13 protein-coding genes are annotated in these 17,238 nt (G+C 49.9%); 10 read left to right on the top strand and 3 right to left on the bottom strand.

Annotated elements, in window-relative coordinates:
• Positions 1-439: 439 nt before the first annotated feature.
• The 5 genes from BN1044_RS15225 to pckA all read left to right on the top strand — a co-directional run bounded on the left by BN1044_RS15225 (position 440) and on the right by pckA (position 6,609).
• Positions 440-2,554 (top strand): IgaA/UmoB family intracellular growth attenuator, encoded by a 2,115-nt coding sequence (locus BN1044_RS15225; RefSeq protein WP_072309419.1) that lies wholly within the window; start codon positions 440-442, stop codon positions 2,552-2,554.
• A 94-nt stretch (positions 2,555-2,648) separates the two neighbouring features.
• Positions 2,649-3,341: a GMP/IMP nucleotidase gene (yrfG, locus tag BN1044_RS15220; RefSeq protein ID WP_072309418.1), complete on the top strand. Its 693-nt coding sequence runs from the start codon at positions 2,649-2,651 to the stop codon at positions 3,339-3,341.
• Positions 3,342-3,399: 58 nt separating this feature from the next.
• Positions 3,400-3,816, top strand: coding sequence for a ribosome-associated heat shock protein Hsp15 (gene hslR, locus BN1044_RS15215; RefSeq protein ID WP_046360092.1), 417 nt, complete (start codon positions 3,400-3,402; stop codon positions 3,814-3,816).
• 49 nt (positions 3,817-3,865) lie between these two features.
• Complete coding sequence (gene hslO, locus BN1044_RS15210) at positions 3,866-4,747, top strand: Hsp33 family molecular chaperone HslO (RefSeq protein WP_040047009.1); 882 nt, start codon at positions 3,866-3,868, stop codon at positions 4,745-4,747.
• A 242-nt stretch (positions 4,748-4,989) separates the two neighbouring features.
• The gene (pckA, locus tag BN1044_RS15205) at positions 4,990-6,609 is read left to right on the top strand and encodes a phosphoenolpyruvate carboxykinase (ATP) (RefSeq protein WP_072309417.1); all 1,620 of its coding nucleotides are present in this window, start codon (positions 4,990-4,992) and stop codon (positions 6,607-6,609) included.
• Between the two features lie 95 nt (positions 6,610-6,704).
• Here the strand turns inward: pckA and envZ are convergent, their stop codons facing one another.
• Together envZ and ompR are read right to left on the bottom strand one after the other, a co-directional pair.
• Complete coding sequence (gene envZ / locus BN1044_RS15200) at positions 6,705-8,093, bottom strand: two-component system sensor histidine kinase EnvZ (RefSeq protein ID WP_072309416.1); 1,389 nt, start codon at positions 8,091-8,093, stop codon at positions 6,705-6,707.
• On the bottom strand, positions 8,090-8,809 hold the full coding sequence (ompR, locus tag BN1044_RS15195) for an osmolarity response regulator transcription factor OmpR (protein ID WP_004091002.1): 720 nt from the start codon (positions 8,807-8,809) through the stop codon (positions 8,090-8,092). The genes envZ and ompR overlap by 4 nt, the downstream gene beginning before the upstream one ends.
• Positions 8,810-9,154: 345 nt before the next feature.
• Between ompR and greB the strand changes: the two genes are divergently transcribed.
• The 5 genes from greB to BN1044_RS15170 all read left to right on the top strand — a co-directional run bounded on the left by greB (position 9,155) and on the right by BN1044_RS15170 (position 15,769).
• Complete coding sequence (gene greB / locus BN1044_RS15190) at positions 9,155-9,631, top strand: transcription elongation factor GreB (protein WP_072309415.1); 477 nt, start codon at positions 9,155-9,157, stop codon at positions 9,629-9,631.
• Between the two features lie 104 nt (positions 9,632-9,735).
• Positions 9,736-12,072, top strand: a complete 2,337-nt coding sequence (locus BN1044_RS15185; protein ID WP_072309414.1) for a Tex family protein — start codon at positions 9,736-9,738, stop codon at positions 12,070-12,072.
• Positions 12,073-12,766: 694 nt separating this feature from the next.
• Positions 12,767-13,051, top strand: a complete 285-nt coding sequence (gene feoA, locus BN1044_RS15180; RefSeq protein ID WP_072309413.1) for a ferrous iron transporter A — start codon at positions 12,767-12,769, stop codon at positions 13,049-13,051.
• A 114-nt stretch (positions 13,052-13,165) separates the two neighbouring features.
• On the top strand, positions 13,166-15,484 hold the full coding sequence (gene feoB, locus BN1044_RS15175; RefSeq protein WP_072309412.1) for a Fe(2+) transporter permease subunit FeoB: 2,319 nt from the start codon (positions 13,166-13,168) through the stop codon (positions 15,482-15,484).
• 36 nt (positions 15,485-15,520) lie between these two features.
• Entirely contained in the window at positions 15,521-15,769 is a 249-nt protein-coding gene (locus tag BN1044_RS15170) for a FeoC-like transcriptional regulator (protein ID WP_072309411.1), read from the top strand.
• Positions 15,770-16,421: 652 nt separating this feature from the next.
• On the opposite strand, the gene bioH is transcribed toward BN1044_RS15170, so the two are convergent.
• Entirely contained in the window at positions 16,422-17,195 is a 774-nt protein-coding gene (bioH, locus tag BN1044_RS15165; protein WP_072309410.1) for a pimeloyl-ACP methyl ester esterase BioH, read from the bottom strand.
• Between the last annotated feature and the right edge of the window lie 43 nt (positions 17,196-17,238).

Raw genomic sequence — 17,238 nt, 5'->3', positions numbered from 1 at the left:
AATTAATGGTTTCCCGTCGATTATCGTAATACTGCAATATCCAAATCATGGGAATGGCGACTGACAGGCGACATATTTTGATTCGATATTTTAGTTTATAGATGCAGATCACAGTATTTGGTTACTCTGCATTGTGCGCAGAAGGTGTGAGATTCGCAACAATTGTTGAGTATATTTTGCAGTGTTGTTTCCAGCCAGCTTGAGCCAAAAAATTCTACTCAATATGCCGCTATTACTTGCCACATATGAGAAAAATCGGATAATGCCGATATAATCAGCAGACTCCGACTGCTAACCTTTTTACTTGAATATGCGACAATCTTTGCAAAATTATAAATAAAATCATTTCATAACATATATTTATATTCGCTTTATAATTCATCCGTATAATGTCCTTTTGGACAAGGTGGAAAGGTGATGATTACCAAACGGGGTCGGCATGAGCGCACCAGTTATCGCATCAATCCTACTGATCCTTTGCCTGCTGATTGCCGGATGTGCCTATTGGTCTAAGATGAAAAAATCTGCCTTATTAACAACATCTTTCCCATTTCTTAAAACTAAACTGCGCAAACTGCAAAAAGACGAACTTCAGGCCATTGAGCAATATCTCAATAAGCTAGATTCTCCTTCAGGTTCCTCTCATGCACCCATGCCCGTAGCTCAACATCGCCTGATGCCTCAGGGGGATCGCGTTTACCCGCTCGTCCACGCGATAACCCGCTACGAACTCACCACAGACGATCCCAATAAAAGACGCTATTACCTTGATAATATTGAGGTTCACCTGCCTGTTTTTTGGGAGCAATATATCGCCGACGATAACCAGCTTGAGGTGATCAAAACTCATAGCATCCCTTTGGTTATCTCGATCAACGGCCACTCGTTGGTTGACGCGGCGCAAGAGGATTTGCTTCCTCCTCCCGATAGCACCAGCAGCGCTTCCATTCGCCAGACCGAAAGTGAAAAAGTCGAGCTGCAAGGCGTTCGCAAAGAAACCCAGCTGGAGTATCAGCTCAGCCAGCAAGGTGGTATCCGCGAATCTATCGTAATCGTGGTGGCATTGCTCATGCTGTATGCCAGCCTGATGAGTCCTAACGCCTTGATGCCGTGGCTGCTTACCGTCGCAACTGGGCTTATTGCATGGAGTATTTGGCGCTTGTACAGCCGCCCTTCCGAACGCGATCTGAAAGAAATCCACTGCATTCGTGGGATCCCCAAGCGTTGGGGGTTATTTGGTGAGTCTAACGTTGGGCAAATCAACAACGTCTCGTTAGGCACCTTAGATCTCATTTATCCCGCACATTGGCAGAACTACATTCAAAAAGATCTCGGGCACAAAACCGATATCGAGATGTATCTTAGCCGGCACGTGGTGCGTCAGGGGCGCTTCCTCTCGCTGCACGATGAGGTTAAAAACTTTCCCCTGCAGCGCTGGGGACGCAATATCGTGCTGTTAGGCGGAGCGCTTCTTACACTCACGTTGCTGCTCACCACTCAGCCTCTCAGCATCCCGTTCAAACTCAGCTCTGCGTGGTTACATGGAACACACAGCGTTGATGTGAATAGCGTGAAATCGCTGGCCGCGCTGCCGCTGCACGTTGGGGATACCTTAAATATTCAAGGTACCGGCATGTGCCGCGTTCCCGCATCCTATCAAGACGGGGTACGTTATCCCTTTATGCCTTTCGATTGCTCGGCGATTTACTGGAGCAATGCGACCCCCATGTCTGCACCTGCGTCTGATATCGTTGATAATGCAGCGGCATTGCTTGCGACGGTGAATCGCCAACTAAACGCGAACAATGAAGACCAGAAAGTTAATCCAGGACTGGCTAGTGCAATTCAAAAATCTGGCATGATCTTACTGGATGACTTTGCCGATATCGTCCTGCGTACCGACGACCTGTGTGCACAACAGTCAGAATGCACAAGGCTAAAAAACTCGCTGGTGAATCTTGGCAACAGCAAATCATGGAACGCCCTTCTGAAAAAAGCGCAAAACGGAGGGTTGGACGGCGTGAACGTACTGCTACGTCCGGCAAGCGCCCAGCTATTATCAAACATCGTCAATAGCGCCGTCTCTTCGTTCTATTATCGCGAGACGCATCAGGCCGCGCAGTCACTCACCGCAACGCCGCCGGGCGGTTTTTTGATTATCAGCGATGAAGGCAAGCAGTTGGTTAACCATCCACAGCCTGCCATTTCACTCTACGATTACACGGCTATCGATCAGTGGCGTGAACTGGAGTCGCTCTCACAGCAGCTGCTGACGACGCCATTTAAAGCCAGCGGGGTGATCACCGAACTCAGCACTGATGCCAACGGTACTCGGCATATTATGTTGCACAGCGAGCCTGATGGCCTGACGCTGTGGCGATACATTTTAACCTGTGCGCTGCTGCTCGCCGTGACGCTAATTATTATCGTTAACGCCCTGATGTTTATGTTTAGAATACAAAAATCGATGAATCGTATTCCTGAAATACAGCGCTACTACGACCAGTGCATTAACCACAGCATCATGCCCTTTGATACCGCCCCACGCCGTTAATTTCATCGGCTGGCATGACAAGCCGATAGAGTAAAAATATAATTCTTTAAGGCCAGCATCCGCTGGCCTTTTCGCCTATCTAGCAGGAGCATCCATGTCCCCTACCCTGAACCATCAGCCTAATTTTAATTGGCAAGAAATCGAAACCGTATTGCTAGATATGGATGGAACATTGCTCGATCTGGAGTTTGACAGCTATTTTTGGCTTAATCTGGTACCACAGACCCTGAGCGAGCGCCGCGGCATTACGCTTGGTGAAGCGAAAAAACTCATCCGCCATGAATATAACGCGGTGCAGCACACGCTGAATTGGTACTGTTTTGACTATTGGAGCGATCGTCTAGACTTAGATATCTATCAAATGACCTCCGAAGTCGGCGCTCGTGCGCGTTTACGCCAAGATACCCAACCATTTTTAGAGGCACTGCGTGCCAGCGGCAGAAAAACTATTTTGCTCACTAACGCCCATCCACACGGGCTTGCGGTGAAGTTGCAGCACACCGGACTCGATCAGCATCTTGATTTATTATTTTCCACCCACACATTTGGTTATCCGAAGGAAGATCAGCGACTGTGGCAGGCGGTACAAAAACGTACTGGTTTTAATCCTGCAACAACGCTGTTTGTCGATGATGCCGAACCCATTCTGGATGCAGCCCAAAGCTATGGTATTCGCTACTGCCTTGGTGTTCGCAACCCGGACTCAAGCATGGCCGAGAAACAATTCTCACGCCATCCGTCCATGAATGATTACCGCACATTATTGCCAGCCTTTCAGCCGCAGTAGTTCGCTGCGGCAGCAAAAGCTCGGCACCTTGGGCGAACTCATACAGGTAGGAGCCGACATGAAAGGTAAGAACGAACAGGAAGACAGCGCCATTCGTTTGGATAAATGGCTCTGGGCCGCACGATTCTATAAAACCCGCGCTATTGCTCGCGACATGGTCGACGGCGGTAAAGTCCATTACAACGGACAGCGCGGTAAGCCCAGCAAAACCGTGGAGATCGGTGCTGAAATCAAGCTACGCCAAGGCAATGACGATCGTACCGTTATCGTCACCGCGCTCACGGCACAGCGACGCGGTGCCGCCGATGCTCAACAGCTTTATGAAGAAACGGCGGCCAGCATTGAAAACCGCGAAAAGGTTGCACTCGCACGCAAGATGAATGCGCTAACCATGCCGCACCCCGATCGACGTCCTGACAAAAAAGAGCGTCGCACGTTGCTGAAATTTAAAAGCGAACAAGCTTCAAACGAATAAATTTAAAAACGGCTAGCTGGATACACCGGCAGTCCTAAGAGAGAAAACCATGTCTAATCACGACCAATTACATCGCTATCTGTTTGAAAATATGGCCGTTCGCGGCGAGCTGGTCACCGCCAGCCACACTTTCCAGCAGATGCTCGAAAACCACAGCTATCCGGCACCGGTACAAACGCTGCTGGGCGAACTGTTGGTTGCCACTAGCCTTCTAACCGCTACGCTGAAATTTGACGGTGACATTACCGTTCAGCTTCAGGGCGATGGTCCATTGAAAATGGCCGTCATCAACGGTAACAACCAGCAGGAAATGCGCGGCGTTGCACGTTTGCAGGGCGATATTGCCGAAGGCAGTAGCATGCGTGAAATGTTAGGTAATGCGGTGATGGTTATCACCATCACACCAAGCGAAGGTGAACGTTATCAGGGCGTTGTGGGTCTGGAAGGTGAAACGCTGGCAGAATGCTTAGAAGCCTATTTCATGCAGTCGGAACAGTTGCCAACCCGTTTGTTCATCCGTACCGGTGAGCATGATGGCAATGCATGTGCGGCGGGTATGCTGCTGCAAATCATGCCAGCACAGCCTAATAACGTGGAAGATTTGTCGCATCTGGCTCAGCTGACCGCGACGGTTAAATCTGAAGAGCTGTTCGGTCTTCCAGCGAACGAAGTGCTTTATCGCCTCTATCATCAGGAAGAAGTCACGCTGTATGAGCCACAAGACGTCACTTTCCGCTGCACCTGTTCACGTGAACGCAGCGCCAGCGCACTGCTGACTGTTCCTGTGGAAGAACTGAACCACATGTTAGAAGAAGATGGCAACATCGACATGCACTGTGATTACTGCGGTAACCACTATGTATTTGATAAAATTGATATCGAATCATTACTGGCCGGTGGACAAAACCACAACGACGAGTGCGTTCATTAAGCATACATTAAGCATAAATATCGTCATGCCAAAGACTAAGCCCGCCATTGCGCGGGCTTTTTCATTGATCCTGCTCAGCATATATAGATTATCTACGCGCAAATTCCGTGGCATCCATCTCATAACTGAATGAAAGCCGGATGAAAATTGTTTTTTTTGATGGTTATCTCGGTTAAACAGGCCCCGATCTTTGACACTAGACCTAGTAAAAAATCTAATCTTACAAGGAAAGGAGTAGTGTCATGCATACGAAAGGCTTAACCCCACAGGATTTAGCAGAATATGGAATTACTGACGCAGCTGAGATCATCTACAACCCTAGCTATGACCTGCTCTTCCAAGAAGAAACCGCTCCTAATCTAAAGGGATATGAACGCGGGACAGTGACAACGCTTGGCGCAGTAGCCGTTGATACTGGGATTTTCACCGGTCGTTCACCGAAAGATAAGTACATTGTGCGCGACGATGTGACCCGCGATACCGTTTGGTGGTCAGATCAAGGGAAAGGCAAAAACGATAACCATCCTCTTTCCGTCGAAACTTGGCAGCATCTGAAATCGCTCGTCACCAAAGAGCTTTCCGGTAAGCGTTTATTCATTGTCGACGCATTCTGCGGAGCAAACAGCGACACTCGCCTGAGCGTTCGTTTCATTACCGAAGTAGCCTGGCAGGCTCATTTCGTTAAGAACATGTTTATCCGTCCAACTGACGAAGAATTGCAAAGCTTCAAGCCTGATTTCATCGTGATGAACGGCGCCAAATGCACCAACCCGCAGTGGAAGGAGCAGGGGTTAAATTCTGAAAACTTTGTCGCATTTAACCTCACTGAACGCATCCAGCTAATCGGCGGTACTTGGTACGGCGGCGAAATGAAAAAAGGGATGTTCTCCATCATGAACTACCTGCTGCCGCTAAAAAATATCGCGTCTATGCACTGTTCTGCCAACGTGGGCGAAAAAGGCGACGTGGCGGTTTTCTTTGGTCTATCTGGCACCGGAAAAACAACGCTCTCAACCGATCCAAAGCGCCAACTCATCGGCGATGATGAGCACGGCTGGGACGATGACGGCGTGTTTAACTTCGAAGGTGGTTGCTACGCGAAAACCATCAAGCTGTCTGAAGAGGCAGAACCTGACATCTACCACGCGATTACCCGCGATGCACTGCTGGAAAACGTGGTCGTTCTGGAAGATGGCACGGTCGATTTTAACGACGGCTCAAAAACCGAAAACACCCGCGTTTCTTACCCGATTTATCATATCCAGAACATCGTTAAGCCAGTTTCAAAAGCAGGCCACGCGAAGAAGGTTATTTTCTTAACCGCCGACGCATTTGGCGTGCTACCACCGGTTTCTCGCTTAACCGCAGATCAAACCCAATATCACTTCCTGTCTGGCTTTACCGCTAAACTTGCAGGTACCGAGCGCGGCGTAACAGAGCCAACGCCAACCTTCTCCGCCTGTTTCGGTGCCGCGTTCCTATCGCTGCATCCAACTAAATACGCCGAAGTGCTGGTTAAACGCATGCAGGCTGCGGGCGCTCAGGCCTATCTGGTGAATACGGGTTGGAACGGAACCGGTAAACGTATTTCCATCAAAGATACGCGTGCCATTATCGATGCCATCCTGAGCGGCGAGATTGATAACGCTGAAACCTTCACGCTGCCAATTTTCGATCTGGCAGTACCAACCGCGTTACCTGGTGTAAATCCTGACATTCTGGATCCACGCGATACCTACGCCAGCAAAGAGCAGTGGCAGGAAAAAGCGCAAGATCTGGCACAGCGTTTTGTCACTAACTTTGATAAATACACCGACACTCCAGCGGGTGCTGCACTGGTGAAAGTAGGCCCTAAGATTTGATTTAGCGGTAAAAATACAAAAGGAGCCATTTGGCTCCTTTTGTTTATCCAACGTGTTTATCTCGACTTATTTATATCGGCAACGACGAAGAATCATCAGTGATGAGGCTCTTTGTCTTTCTTCTTATGACCCGATTTTGTCTCAGACGATGTAAGAGGATCTGACTCCGGCATCAATAACAACGCGCGGATACGTAGCCCACCACGTTCGCTGGTGCCGATATCCAAGCTACCAGAGTGGCCATCGATAATACGTTGCAGGATCGCCAGTCCCAGCCCGGTTCCGCTGGTTGTTCGAGCACTTTCACCCCGTACAAAGGGTTGGAAAAGATGCGCTAACTGTTCAGGAGCGATACCTGGACCGTCATCTTCCACTTGGAACCATGCCCTTTTATCTTCGATGCCGCTGCTAACTTTGATCCAACCGTTACCGTAACGAGTGGCGTTAACCACCATATTCACCGCGGCGCGCTTAATCGACAGAGGATGTACATCAACCAGTAGTTCGCCCTCGGCAAGATCGGTGTCGATCACCCTTTCATAACCACTCTCAGCGGCCACGACTTCGGCTAAAATACCGTTCAGATCGCAAACTTCAGTCTGCATCTCCTGCCCAGTGCGCAGGTAGTCAATAAACTGCTCAATAATGGCGTTACACTCTTCGGTATCTTTGTTAATCGACTCCGCCAGATAGCCATCTTCGCTGCTCATCATCTCTGTCGCTAAACGAATGCGCGTAAGCGGCGTACGTAGATCGTGGCTCACGCCCGCCATCAGCAGGGTACGATCGTCGGCAAGCTGCTTAACCCCTGCCGCCATTTGGTTAAATGCCCGCGTCACGGAGCGAACTTCAGACGCACCATATTCACGCAGCGGCGGGGGTATATGCCCTTTCCCCACCTGAATAGCGGCATGCTCCAGTTCCACCAAGGGTCGGTTCTGAATACGAATAAACAGCCACGCACCGCCAATCGCCAGCAGCATAATTGCCAGGGTATATCTGAACAACGGAGAGAAGTCGCCCTGATGGATTTCCGTCAGCGGAACGCGTACCCAAATATCAGGTGATAACCATGTTTTGAGCCACACCACCGGTGTGTTCTTACTTATTTCAACGCGAACATCGGTTGGGCCGCCCAACTGCTGTGCCATCTGCTGGCTGAGGAATTGATAGTGTTGCGCCCAGCGCAGGCCACTCTCCTCCGCCGCAGAATTGGTGTACAGAGAAATGCCCAGCTCACGATAAATTTCGCGCCGAAACGCCGGAGGAACCTCCAGCTGTGTACCATCCTCAAGCTGTAGCTTGTCCGTCATCAACATACGGACTTCATACGCCAACACCTTATTGAATTGCTGTAGGCTGGGCAGAATCGCAAAATTCAGCACCACCAAATAGGTTGTCACCAAACTGACAAACAGTAAGGTGACAATCAGCAACAACGTGCGGGCAAACGAGCTACGCGGCGAGAAGCGCAGTCGCCTCATGCTTTACTGCCGTCCGGCACAAAGACGTAGCCCAAACCCCAAACGGTTTGGATATAGCGAGGGTGTGCAGGATCTTCTTCAACCATGCGGCGCAAACGTGAGATTTGCACGTCAATAGAACGCTCCATCGCGCTGTATTCACGGCCACGCGCCAGATTCATCAGCTTGTCGCGCGACAGTGGCTCACGTGGATGGCTAACTAACGCTTTGAGTACCGCAAATTCACCGCTGGTTAATGGCATAGGCTCATCTTCACGGAACATTTCACGCGTACCAAGGTTCAGTTTGAACTTGCCGAAGGAGATCACCGCATCTTCTTGTGATGGCGCACCCGGCAGTTCATTTGCCTGACGGCGCAACACAGCACGAATACGAGCCAACAGCTCACGCGGGTTAAACGGTTTAGGAATATAGTCGTCGGCGCCAATTTCCAGCCCAACGATACGGTCGACCTCTTCACCTTTTGCCGTCACCATAATGATCGGCATTGGGTTGCTTTGGCTGCGTAGACGGCGGCAGATAGATAAACCATCTTCGCCCGGTAGCATTAAATCCAGCACCATCAGGTGGAAAGATTCACGGGTTAGCAAGCGATCCATTTGCTCGGCGTTGGCGACACTGCGCACCTGAAAACCCTGTTCGGTCAGGTAACGCTCTAACAACGCACGTAGGCGCATGTCGTCATCAACAACTAAAATCTTGTAGTTCTCTTGCATGGTGTACTCCCAAAGGCGCCAAAGGCAGTATGCCCGACACGCTGAGCCAAAATAATTAAAGCGATCTTTTTAAGGATCCCTATTGTTCAGAAACTGTGGCAATTGAGACAGCAGATAATGGTTTATATTCTAGTCTAAATTGTTACAAAGGTTATTTATCTTATGCTTACGGGCAGTTATTACACTTTTTATCGCAAAAATGCGATCAAATCAGCATCGCAAGATGAAGCTTCTCCCCGCGAATTGTAATCTTACGGCTCGTGATATAACGTTCCATCCCCGCATCATGCAGGCAGAAATGAATACCTCAACTTCTTTTTCATGTGTTTTACAGGGCAGCAAAGAATGAAAACGCAACTGATTACACGCGGCGGCTACGAAAAGCTCAAGCAAGAGCTAGATTATTTGTGGCGCGAAGAGCGCCCTGAAGTGACGAAGAAAGTGACATGGGCAGCCAGCCTCGGTGACCGCAGCGAAAACGCAGACTATCAATATAACAAAAAGCGCCTACGCGAAATCGACCGTCGAGTCCGCTATCTAACCAAATGCCTTGAACAGCTGCGTATCGTTGATTATTCACCGCAGCAAGATGGGAAGGTGTTCTTCGGCGCATGGGTAGAGGTCGAAAATGATGAAGGCGTTATCAAGCGTTTTCGCATCGTGGGCTACGATGAAATTTTCGGCCAAAAAGACTATATCTCTATCGACTCACCGATGGCGCGCGCGTTGCTAAAAAAAGAGGTTGGCGATGCGGTTACCGTAACCACGCCACTAGGTGAAGCAGTGTGGTACATCAATGAGATTGAATATCCGAAAGCATAATTCGGTATTATCCGAGCGCTGAGCGGCCCCTTGAGCTGGCATGTTTATGCATCAAAAAGTATATACTTGCCCATAATTTTTAAACTTACGGACATACTGATTCTATGAATGATTCATTGAGCCGCATTATTGCGAGTGAACTGCAAGCGCGACCAGAGCAGGTTGATTCAGCCATTCGCCTCTTGGACGAAGGGAATACCGTTCCCTTTATTGCTCGCTATCGTAAAGAAGTCACCGGCGGTTTAGATGATACCCAGCTACGCCAGTTAGAAACCCGTTTGGGGTATCTGCGCGAGCTGGAAGAACGTCGAGCTACCATTCTGAAATCTATCGACGATCAGGGCAAACTGACCGAACAGCTTGCCAGTGCCATTAACGGCACTATGAGCAAAACCGAGCTGGAAGATTTATATCTTCCCTACAAGCCTAAGCGCCGCACCCGTGGGCAAATCGCGATTGAAGCAGGCCTTGAGCCGCTGGCCGATTCGCTGTGGCAAGACCCACAGCAAGATCCTGAAACGCTGGCCGCCAGCTATGTTGATGCCGATAAAGGCGTTGCCGACACCAAAGCCGTGCTCGATGGCGCTCGCTATATTCTGATGGAGCGTTTCTCTGAGGATGCCGCGCTGCTGGCTAAAGTGCGTAACTATCTCTGGAAAAATGCTCATCTGGTTGCCAAAGTGGTCGAAGGCAAAGAGGACGAAGGTGCGAAATTCCGTGACTACTTCGACCATCACGAGCCGATTGCTAATGTGCCTTCCCACCGCGCACTGGCGATGTTCCGCGGCCGTAATGAAGGTGTTTTACAACTCTCCCTAAACGCCGATCCTCAGTTTGAGCAAGCCCCGCGTGAAAGCTATTGCGAACAAATCATTATCGACCATTTAGGTTTACGTCTAAACGATGCACCGGCTGATGCCTGGCGCAAAGCGGTTGTGAACTGGACTTGGCGTATCAAAGTGTTGCTGCACCTTGAAACCGAGCTAATGGGCACCTTGCGTGAACGTGCTGAAGATGAAGCGATTAACGTTTTCGCACGTAACATGCACGATTTACTTATGGCTGCGCCGGCAGGTATGCGAGCAACCATGGGCCTCGATCCTGGTCTACGTACCGGCGTTAAAGTCGCCGTGGTTGACGGCACGGGGAAACTCGTCGCAACCGATACCATTTATCCACACACCGGGCAGGCCGCAAAGGCCGCCGCCTCAGTAGCAGCGCTGTGTATCAAACACAACGTGGAACTGGTGGCCATTGGTAATGGCACCGCATCTCGTGAAACTGAGCGCTTTTATTTAGATGTTCAGCGCCAGTTCCCCGAAGTTAAAGGCCAAAAAGTTATCGTCAGCGAAGCCGGCGCTTCCGTTTATTCAGCGTCAGAGCTCGCAGCACTAGAATTCCCCGATTTGGATGTGTCGATTCGCGGAGCGGTATCTATCGCACGCCGTCTGCAAGATCCACTGGCTGAACTGGTGAAGATCGATCCAAAATCAATCGGGGTCGGCCAGTATCAGCACGACGTGAGCCAAACTCAACTGGCACGAAAACTTGATGCCGTCGTCGAAGACTGCGTGAACGCCGTTGGTGTCGATCTCAACACCGCCTCGGTTCCGCTACTGGCTCGCGTTGCAGGGCTCACACGTTTGATGGCGCAAAATATCGTCGGATGGCGTGACGAAAATGGCCGATTCAGCAATCGTGAGCAGCTGTTAAAAGTCAGCCGCTTAGGCCCTAAAGCGTTCGAGCAGTGCGCTGGCTTCCTGCGTATTAACCACGGCGATAATCCGCTGGATGCATCAACCGTTCACCCAGAAGCCTATCCTATCGTTGAGCGTATTTTGGCAGCCACACGCCAAAGCCTACAGGAATTGATGGGCAATCCAACGGAGCTGCGCGGCCTGAAAACCAGCGAATTTACCGATGAGCGTTTTGGTGTGCCAACGGTCACCGATATCATCAAGGAGCTGGAAAAACCCGGACGCGACCCACGCCCTGAGTTCAAAACTGCGACCTTTGCCGACGGCGTTGAAACCATGAACGACCTGCAACTGGGGATGATTCTGGAAGGCTCTGTCACTAACGTCACCAACTTTGGTGCCTTCGTTGATATCGGCGTTCACCAAGATGGCTTGGTGCATATTTCTTCACTGGCGGATAAGTTTGTCGATGACCCGCATAAAGTCGTGAAAGCTGGCGACATTGTTAAGGTCAAAGTGATGGAAGTCGATCTGCAGCGCAAACGTATCGCGTTGACGATGCGTTTGGACGAGCAACCGGGCGAAAGTGGTTCTCGTCGTAGCAGCACAGAACGAACTCCCGATCGCCAACGTCCGGCGAACAATAATGCTCGCCAAGCGAGAAATGACAAAAAACCAGACAACGGTAATAACAGCGCAATGGGCGACGCACTCGCCGCGGCCTTTGGCAAAATAAAACGCTAATCGCGCGCGCGATAAGCCAATCTCCTTTCCCTCGCAATATCGCGAGGGAAAGTGAGATACATCACAATTTACAAATCTAAATGAGTATTCATTGCAATTACACACGCAAAGCCCAAATGCATATGTGTATGCATTGAAAATAAATAGTTAATGGATTTATTTTTACAGCGTAATTTTTAACACCTTTAATATTTCGAAACTCAGTTTTATTAACGCACAAATATTTCCGCTACGCAGTCAAACCGCCGTTGTTAATTATCAAACCGCCGCTTACCCCTACATTTGCTATTGATTCCATCAAATATATTGAATATATGGTCTGGATACCGTCTTATTTAAAACGCATAAATCATGAAAATAAGAACAAATCCTTAACCGTTTTAACCAATGATTCTCATTTGCGATAGCTGAAAAATAGTGCTAAAACGGCATAATAAGGACCGAATCATAGTTGAAACGCCGAGAGAACTGGAAACACACTTCAGTATGGCCTCGGCGGTTTTTGTTCTGTGATTACAATAATAATTCTCAATATTATTATTTTACGCATTCTCCGTTGCCAATTTGCATCACCTATCTAGAATGCACGGCGCTATCGCCAAGGATAAAGATAATCCGGTTCTCCTGTCTGACCTATAAGCTTCAGACCCGAGTGTTTCCTCGTAGCAAATTACCGAATGTAAGAAGGTTTTTTATGCATCAGCTTCTTCCGGGCCACCAATATAAAATCATTGGCTTCTCGCCTTTAATTAGCCCTGCCTATCGTCAGAAATTACTTTCTCTGGGTTTTTTGCCTGGTTCTCCATTTAGCGTGGTACGTATTGCACCGTTAGGCGATCCCATTGAGGTGAAGTCTCGTCGCGTGAGCCTTGTGCTGCGCAAGAAAGATCTGGAGCTATTGATGATTGAGCCAATCGCTCAGGCAGACGCCAGTCAGGCTAACGTCGTAATCTCACAGATCACCGCCAACGGCGCATAAACAAACGGCTCGCTTTGCTGCTGACCTTTTACCAGCAGCCATTTTTAGGGATGGCGACAATACGGCCTGCGGCCCTGTCGTCGACTGCAAACTCTTCTTATACAATGTTGGATTATGAAACAGCTCACCATCGGGTTAATCGGTAACCCCAACTCGGGAAAAACCACGTTATTCAACCAGCTTACAGGCGCTCGGCAGCGCGTAGGCAACTGGGCTGGCGTCACCGTGGAGCGTAAGGAAGGTCATTTTTCTACTCAGGAAAATCAGGTCAAACTTGTAGACCTACCCGGCACCTACTCCCTGACCACGATTTCTGAGCAAACGTCGTTGGACGAGCAAATCGCTTGCCACTATATCCTGAGCGGCGACGCTGATTTAATTATCAACGTGGTTGATGCATCCAATCTAGAGCGCAACCTCTATCTGACACTGCAGCTGCTTGAGCTGGGCATTCCGTGCATCATCGCACTGAACATGCTGGATATTGCTCGCAGCCAGAAAATTGATATTGATATCGATGCGCTGTCCAAGCGCCTTGGTTGCCCTGTCATTCCTTTAGTATCGACGCGTGCCAACGGTATTGCTGAGCTGAAAAAAGCCATTGATTTACCTCCAACCTGCGCCGTTGAAGCATTGGTTGAATACCCACCGCTGCTGTTGGGTCAGGTCGATCGCCTGTCTCAGGCCATGCCGGATACGCTTGCCGTTCAGCAACGCCGCTGGTTAGCGCTGCAGCTGCTCGAAGGGGATATCTATAGCTCCACTCGCGCCAGCAATGCGTTGAAAATCCTGCCTGAAGTTCAGGAAACGCTCAAACGCACCCTCAATGAAGATCCAGCGCTTATCATTGCTGACTCACGCTATAAAAGCATCACCGACATCTGTGACTCTGTGAGCAACACGGCCACTGCACTACCGAATATTTTGACGGAAAAACTGGACCGCATCATTCTTAACCGCTGGTTGGGAATACCTATTTTTCTACTGGTGATGTATGTGATGTTCGTTTTGGCCATCAACATCGGTGGCGCACTTCAGCCGCTGTTTGATGTGGGTTCATCAACCATCTTTATTCAGGGTTTGCAATGGGTTGGCTACACTCTGCACTTCCCAGAATGGCTCACCATTTTCCTTGCTCAAGGGATCGGTGGCGGTATCAACACCGTGCTGCCGTTAGTGCCACAAATCGGCATGATGTACCTGTTCCTCTCCTTCCTTGAAGATTCCGGTTACATGGCGCGCGCCGCCTTCGTGGTTGACCGCATGATGCAGGCATTAGGTTTGCCGGGTAAATCATTCGTTCCTTTAATCGTTGGCTTTGGCTGCAACGTGCCTTCCGTTATGGGTGCACGTACTTTGGACGCACCTCGTGAACGTTTAATCACCGTATTGATGGCGCCGTTCATGTCCTGCGGCGCACGCTTGGCCATCTTTGCCGTCTTCTCTGCCGCATTCTTTGGTCAGGGTGGCGCACTGGTCGTCTTCTCGCTATACATGCTCGGCATTGTGATGGCGATCCTGACCGGGCTGATGCTCAAACACACAATCATGCGTGGCGAAGCCTCTCCGTTCGTGATGGAACTGCCGGTTTATCACGTACCACACCTGAAAAGCCTGCTATTGCAAACTTGGCAACGCCTGAAAGGCTTCGTGATGCGCGCTGGTAAAGTCATCATCATCGTCAGTATCTTCATTGGCGCACTCAACAGCTTCTCCTTTAGCGGTAAAGCCGTTGATAGCATCAACGACTCGGCGCTAGCGTCAGTGAGTAAAGTGATAACGCCGTTGCTGAAACCAATTGGCGTGCATAGCGACAACTGGCAGGCCACCGTCGGTTTAGTGACCGGTGCGATGGCGAAAGAAGTGGTCGTGGGGACGTTGAATACCCTGTATACCGCTGAGCAAATCCATGAAGAAGAGTTTGACCCTGCTGCATACAGCTTGATTGGTGGGCTTGAAGGTGCCGTTGGTGAAACTTGGCAGAGCCTGAAAGACACCTTCAGCCTGAGCGTGTTTGCTAACCCAATTGAAGCCAGCAAAGGCGACGGCGAAATGGGATCTGGCTCCATGGGTGTGATGGGCAGCAAATTCGGCAGCGCCAGCGCCGCCTATGCTTATCTGATCTTCGTGTTGCTGTATGTGCCTTGCGTATCAGTAATGGGTGCAATTGCGCGTGAAAGCAGCCGTGGCTGGATGACCTTCTCCATTCTGTGGGGTCTCAACGTCGCCTACTCGCTGGCAGCCGTGTTCTATCAGGTGGCTAATTTCGCCTCTCATCCACAGTACAGCTCAATCACAATTGCTGCGGTGGTGATATTCAATGCGCTGGTGTTAGTTGCACTACGCCGCTCACGCGACCGTGTGACCGTACGCCTAGTCAATGATCCCGCCAGTAAATGCTGCTGCGACACCGGCAAAGGCAGCTGCCACTAGTGGCAGCCACGCATCATTGAGCGAAAAGGACGACATATGGCAAGCCTGTTAAAAGTACGCGATACGGTGGCCTTACATGGCCGTATCGAACTCAACCAGCTCTGCCGCGAAGTCAACGGTTCGCCCGCCATGGTGCTGGCGATGCTACAACGCTTAGAGCAAATGGGCTGTGTGGAAAAGGTCGAGGATATCGACAACGGCTGTGTCAGCGGCAGCTGCAAAGGCTGCCCTGAAACCAGTAAGAACTGTGAGACGGTGGTGTATAAGGTGAAAAATGTTCACTGAATGTCTATGAGTTCGTGGTGTAAGGTTTCGTTTGCCTATTCTTTATGTGATCACGATGTAAGGTTTCGGTCGCCTATTCTTTATGTGATCACGATGTAAGGTTTCGGTCGCCTATCAACAACGGCATTCATATACAAAATAAGTCGAAGGCGTCCGATGAGGGGCGCCAGCGCGCGCCCCTTCAATCCTCGCGCTTTTTATCCGTGACGCCATCTCCGCGCCGGGTCGGCATGCGCCATCCCTGGCGCCTCCTCCCCTCGTAGAAACATCCTGTTTCTACTGCTCTATCTACCAAAACTTAAACAATTAAAAGAAAAATAGAGAAATAAAATAAAAAGATAAGAAGGCAAAAATGTCTTTTGTCTTTTGTCTTTTGTCTTTTTCATGTTGAAAGAACGCATTTTAGAGCCGCCAGCAGGGATGCTGGTGGCAGGTTGAGGGCGTACAGGATGTACGCTCCGAGACCGGTCGGACAAACGGCTCGGTAAAAAGCGCGAGAGTCGAGAGGTTGCGCGCTGGCAACCTCTCGTCGGACGCCTACGCCAGCGGTTTCATAGAGCCGTATTTGCTAATGGGCGGACGAAAACCTTCACCGTTCTAATATGAAAACCTTCACCACTCTAATAAAGGCACCCGAGATTTTCACCGAAACCTAAATAATTACCTTAATAAACTCTTCCACTACCCCACAAAACTCCCCCGGATGTGACACAAACGGCGCATGCGCCGATTTCTGAATAACAACAGATTCACTATTAGGGCAAGATTCATCAAGCAATTCAGCAACCTTACGCGGTACCAATCCATCCAAATAGCCATAAATACGCAGCAACGGCATTTTCAAGCCAGCAATTTGCTCGCGTAAATCCACGGAGCGCAGAATATCTAGTCCACCGTTTAACACCTCCACAGAAGGCATCGGCTGAGTCAGTACTACGTCTTTTAAAATTCGAGCATCCTGCCGAGCACTCTCAGTACCTAAGGTTTGTAGGGCTAAAAAACGTTCTACGGTACGTTTGAAATCTTCACTCAGTTGGCGCTGAAAACCACTTAATACTTCACTTTTTATACCCGGCCACTCCCCGTGAGCGGTGAAACATGGCGATGACGATACGGTCACCAGCGCTGCAACACGTTCTGGGTAACGCAGCGCAATATCACTAGCGACCAAGCCACCCATTGACCAACCAAGCCAAACCGCATTGTCAGGCGCCTGCTGCACCACGATATCGCTCATTTGCTCTAGCGTTAAAGCACCAAAACCTTGGCTGCGCCCATAGCCCGGTAGGTCGACGAGATGCACACGAAACTGCGTGCTCAATCGCGGCAAAATGCAACGCCACACCTCTGCGTTCAGCCCCCATCCGTGCAACAACACAAGATCGCGATCGCCTTCGCCGCAGGTATGCCAATAAAGCTTATTCATCAGTTATTGTCCGTCTGTTTAGTATCATCTCAGGAGGAGAAAT

It is taken from the genome of Hafnia alvei (genome assembly GCF_900095695.1).
GTDB classification, from domain to species: Bacteria; Pseudomonadota; Gammaproteobacteria; order Enterobacterales; family Enterobacteriaceae; genus Hafnia; species Hafnia alvei_B.
Note: the sequence above shows the minus strand (reverse complement) of the source record. Positions and strands in the feature narration are given on the sequence as shown.